Origin of the sequence: Nostocoides sp. (genome assembly GCF_035343835.1) — a bacterium.
GTDB lineage: Bacteria > Actinomycetota > Actinomycetes > Actinomycetales > Dermatophilaceae > Nostocoides_A > Nostocoides_A vanveenii.
On sequence record NZ_DAOQZV010000244.1, the window covers coordinates 1 to 4,516 of the forward strand.

At 67.7% G+C, this 4,516-nt stretch carries 4 protein-coding genes; all 4 read left to right on the forward strand.

Going from position 1 to position 4,516, the window contains the following annotated elements; genetic code table 11:
- The first annotated feature begins 265 nt into the window (after positions 1-265).
- Positions 266-1,600, forward strand: a complete 1,335-nt coding sequence (locus PKH97_RS13960; RefSeq protein WP_324388149.1) for a site-2 protease family protein — start codon at positions 266-268, stop codon at positions 1,598-1,600.
- A 22-nt stretch (positions 1,601-1,622) separates the two neighbouring features.
- Positions 1,623-2,033, forward strand: a complete 411-nt coding sequence (locus tag PKH97_RS13965; protein ID WP_324388153.1) for a YccF domain-containing protein — start codon at positions 1,623-1,625, stop codon at positions 2,031-2,033.
- 212 nt (positions 2,034-2,245) lie between these two features.
- Positions 2,246-3,403 carry a flavodoxin-dependent (E)-4-hydroxy-3-methylbut-2-enyl-diphosphate synthase gene (gene ispG, locus PKH97_RS13970; protein WP_324388150.1) on the forward strand — a complete coding sequence of 386 codons (1,158 nt, stop codon included), beginning with the start codon at positions 2,246-2,248 and terminating at the stop codon, positions 3,401-3,403.
- A gap of 120 nt (positions 3,404-3,523) precedes the next feature.
- Positions 3,524-4,369, forward strand: coding sequence for a GNAT family N-acetyltransferase (locus PKH97_RS13975; protein WP_324388151.1), 846 nt, complete (start codon positions 3,524-3,526; stop codon positions 4,367-4,369).
- Positions 4,370-4,516: the final 147 nt, after the last annotated feature.

A 4,516-nucleotide genomic window follows, 5' to 3' on the forward strand; every position in this document is an offset into this window, starting at 1 on the left:
GGCGCCCGCAGCCGCCCTTTGGGGCCCGCAGCCGGCCCGGCGGCTGAGCGCCCACAGCCTTCCGCGGAGTCGCCCGGTGGGGCCCGGTCCGCGAGCGAGACTTCGCGTGGTCCTGAAGCGAAGCGGCAGGCGAGCTGCGAAGAGCGAGGCGACCACGGCATACGGCAGTTACGCTGGATGCCACGGGGATTGATTCGCGCGCCCCGCGCGTTGGATGCGGTGGCGTCGCTGCCGCGGCGTCGTGGGAAGCCGGTGAGGACTGGTCATGCTGTATCTGCTCGGGGTGCTCATCGTCGTCATCGGCGTCGGTGCCTCCATCGCTCTGCACGAGATCGGCCACCTCGTGCCGGCCAAGAAGTTCGGCGTGCGGGTCCCGCAGTACATGGTCGGCTTCGGGCCGACGCTGTGGTCGACCAAGCGCGGCGAGACCGAGTATGGCGTCAAGGCCATCCCGCTCGGCGGCTACATCCGGATGATCGGGATGTTCCCGCCGCGCCCGGGCGACGACCCCGACTCGATCCGCGTCTCCAGCACCGGCCGGTTCACCCAGCTGCGCGACGAGGCCCGCAAGACCAGCCTTGCCGAGGTCCAGCACGGCGATGAGAATCGCGTCTTCTACAAGCTCCCCGCTCGCAAGAAGATCGTCATCATGCTCGGCGGTCCGGTGATGAATCTCCTCATCGCCGTGACCGTCTTCACCGGCATCTTTACCTTGCACGGCATCACCGAGTCCTCGCCGGTGCTCTACTCGGTCTCCGACTGCGTCGACATCGCCAAGGCCGGTCAGCCCGGCGCGACCACGTGCACGCCTGAGATGCCGAAAGCACCCGCCAATCTCGCGGGCCTGAAGCCCGGCGACCGCATCATCTCCATCAACGGCGTCGCCCTGAGGACCTTCGACGACGCCCGCTCGATCATCCGGTCCAACGCCGGCAAACCGCTCGATGTCGTCCTCGAGCGTGCCGGGCAGACGATCACCGTCCACCCGGTCCCGATGTCGGTGCAGCTGCCGGTCTACGACAAGTACGGCGAACCGAAGAAGGCGTCCGACGGCTCCTATGTCACCGAGCAGGCCGGTTTCCTCGGCGCCTCCGGCACCCCCGTCACCGTGCCGCAGCCACTCTCGGCCGTCCCCGGTCTGATCGGCGAGCAGGTATGGCGCACGGCCGGCGTCGTCCTGACCATCCCGCAGAAGATGGTCGGGATCACCAAGGCGGCCTTCGGCGACGGTGAGCGCGACGCCAATGGCCCCATCTCCGTCGTCGGTGTCGGCCGAGTCGCCGGCGAGGTCGCCGACGCGCACGAGATCAGCACGGGCGACAAGGGGATCATGCTGGTCGCGCTGCTCGGCTCGCTCAACCTCGCGCTCTTCGTCTTCAATCTCATCCCGCTGCTACCGCTGGACGGCGGCCACGTCGCCGGCGCCCTGTGGGAGGGCATCAAGCGCCGGGCGTTCAAGCTCACCGGTCGCGCCGACCCGGGCCCCGTCGATGTCACCAAGGCGCTCCCGGTCGCGTATGCCGTGGCGTCCGTGCTCATCGTCATGTCCGGACTGCTCATGTATGCCGATATCGTCAACCCGGTCCGCCTGCGCGGCTGACCTGTCCTCGGTGGGATTTGACATCAAGACACTGCTCAACCTGATCTGGCTGGTTTGCGCCGGCCTCTGGCTCGCGCTGGGCTATCTATGCGCCGGCTTGATCATGTGCCTCTTCATCGTGACGATCCCGTTCGGGATCGCGGCCTTCCGCATGGCGATCTTTGCTCTCTGGCCCTTCGGGAATGTCATCGTCGCCAAGCCCTCGGCTGGTGTCGGGTCCGGTCTGATGAATGTGGTGTGGTTCGTGCTCTGCGGCTGGTGGCTCGCGATCGGGCACATCGTCACGGCCATCGCCTGTGCGATCACGATCATCGGCATCCCTTTGGCCCTAGGGAATCTGAAGATGCTCCCTGTGAGCCTGGTGCCCTTCGGCAAGGACATCGTCCCGGTGGCCGCCCTCCGCACGGATCAGCGGGTGCTCTACCGAACCTGAGCCGAGGAGGCCGGCGTCTCCGCACCGCCCTCTTACCCAGACACCGGTTTGGCACCCCGACACCGGTTTGGACCGGTGTCGGGGGGTCGAACCCGTGCACGCGTGGGCAACCGGTGTCCGGGTGGCGCACCCCAGTGGTCGGCGGCCGCCCCACCGTCCGCGCGGGACGCGGCGGGTGGGAAGCGGCATACGGCTAGGGGATAATCGATGACGTGACTGTCTCGCTCGGCCTGCCCGCGTTGCCCCCGCCCGTTCTCGCGCCCCGTCGCAAGACCCGCAAGATCAAGGTCGGCAAGGTCGAGGTCGGCGGGGATGCCCCGATCTCGGTGCAGTCGATGACCACGACCCTGACCAGTGATGTCAACGCCACGCTCCAGCAGATCGCCGAGCTCACCGCGGCCGGGTGCGACATCGTGCGCGTGGCCTGCCCGAGCCAGGACGACGCCGACGCGCTGCCGGCGATCGCGCGCAAGAGCAATATCCCGGTCATCGCGGACATTCATTTCCAACCCAAATATGTGTATGCCGCGATCGACGCCGGTTGCGCTGCCGTCCGGGTCAACCCCGGCAATATCCGGCAGTTCGACGACCAGGTCGCCGAGATCGCCAAGCGTGCGAAAGCCGCGGGCGTTTCGATCCGGATCGGCGTCAACGCCGGCTCGCTGGACAAGCGGCTGCTGGCCAAATACGGCAAGGCGACCCCCGAGGCGCTCGTCGAGTCAGCCGTCTGGGAGGCGAGCCTGTTCGAGGAGCACGACTTCCACGACTTCAAGATCTCGGTCAAGCACAACGACCCGGTGGTCATGGTGCGGGCCTACGAGTTGCTTTCCGAGCGCGGCGACTGGCCGCTGCACCTCGGCGTCACCGAAGCCGGCCCGGCCTTCCAGGGCACGATCAAGTCCGCTACCGCCTTCGGTGCGCTGCTCTCGCAAGGGATCGGTGACACTATCCGCGTCTCGCTGTCGGCGCCGCCGGTCGAAGAAGTCAAGGTCGGCATCCAGATCCTGCAGTCGCTCAACCTCAAGCCCCGCAAGCTCGAGATCGTCTCGTGCCCCTCCTGCGGGCGCGCGCAGGTCGATGTCTACAAGCTGGCCGAGGAGGTCACCGCCGGTCTCGACGGGCTGACCGTGCCGCTGCGCGTTGCCGTCATGGGCTGCGTTGTCAACGGCCCCGGCGAGGCCCGCGAGGCCGACCTCGGGGTGGCCTCGGGCAATGGCAAGGGGCAGATCTTCGTCAAGGGTGAGGTCGTCAAAACTGTCCCGGAGAGTCAGATCGTCGAGACCTTGATCGAAGAGGCGATGCGTATCGCCGAAGAAATGGGTGAGCTTGAGGGCGAGGACGCCGGCAGCCCGACTGTCACCGTGAGGTGATGCCCGTCTGTCATTGTGGCGAGAAGCTCGACCCTCATCGTCGGGGGAATCGGCAAAGTGGCCGGCAATTCTGCCGTGGCTAAGCGTGACAGCGGTGCGCGGACACGGCAGGCTTGAGGCGTGCTGCGCACTCGGACCCCGACGCGGCTCCTGACCTCGTCCGACCGAGACGCCGTCCTGGAGTTGTGTGCCCGGCACCCCGCCGACAATGTCTTCCCCGCCGCCCGGATCCTCGAAGGTGCACTGCTGTCGGCGAGCACCCCGGTCCTCGGCTACCACGAAGACGGCCAGCTTGCGGCGGTGTGCTTCGCCGGTGCGAATGTCGTTCCGGTGGAGACCGATTCACGCGCCCGTTTGGCGCTCGCCGACCGCGTCCGGCGCTGGCAGCGACGCACCGCGTCGCTGCTCGGCCCGGCCGATCAGGTCATGGGCCTGTGGGCGGACTTCGAGGGCCAATGGTCACCGGCGCGGTCGGTGCGCTCGGTCCAGCCACACCTCGCGACGAGTCAGTCGCCGCGCGCTTTCGGGGTGACGCCCGATCCGCGAGTGCGGCCGGCCCGCATGAGTGAATTGGACGCTGTGCTGGTCGCGGCCGAGCATATGTTCACGCACGAGATCGGCTACCCGCCGTATCGCGGCTCCGCCCGCGCCTACCGGTCGATCCTCGCTCGACTGATCGACCGCAGCCATACGTTTGTCATCATCGAGCGGGGCGAGGTGATCTTCAAGGCCGACGTGGGGTCGGCGGCGTTGGGGTGCGCGCAGATCCAGGGCGTGTGGGTGGCGCCGCGGCTGCGGGGGCAGGGTTTGGGCACCGTGGGAATGGCCGGGGTGGTCGAACACGTTCACGCCCTGATCGCCCCGACGGCGACCCTCTACGTCAACCACTTCAACTCGGCCGCACGGGCCACCTACGAAAGGATCGGCATGCGCCAGATCGGAACCTTCGCGACGGTCCTGCTGTGACCGAGAAGAAGCCCCGCTGGAGCACGGCCAAGAAGGCATCGGCGAAGAAGGCCCAGACCGAGAAGGCGAAGGGCAAGCCTGCCGGCAAGAAGTTCGGCGATGGCCCGCCTGCGAAGAAGCCGCGGTGGGTGGACGGCGCGCCCGCTC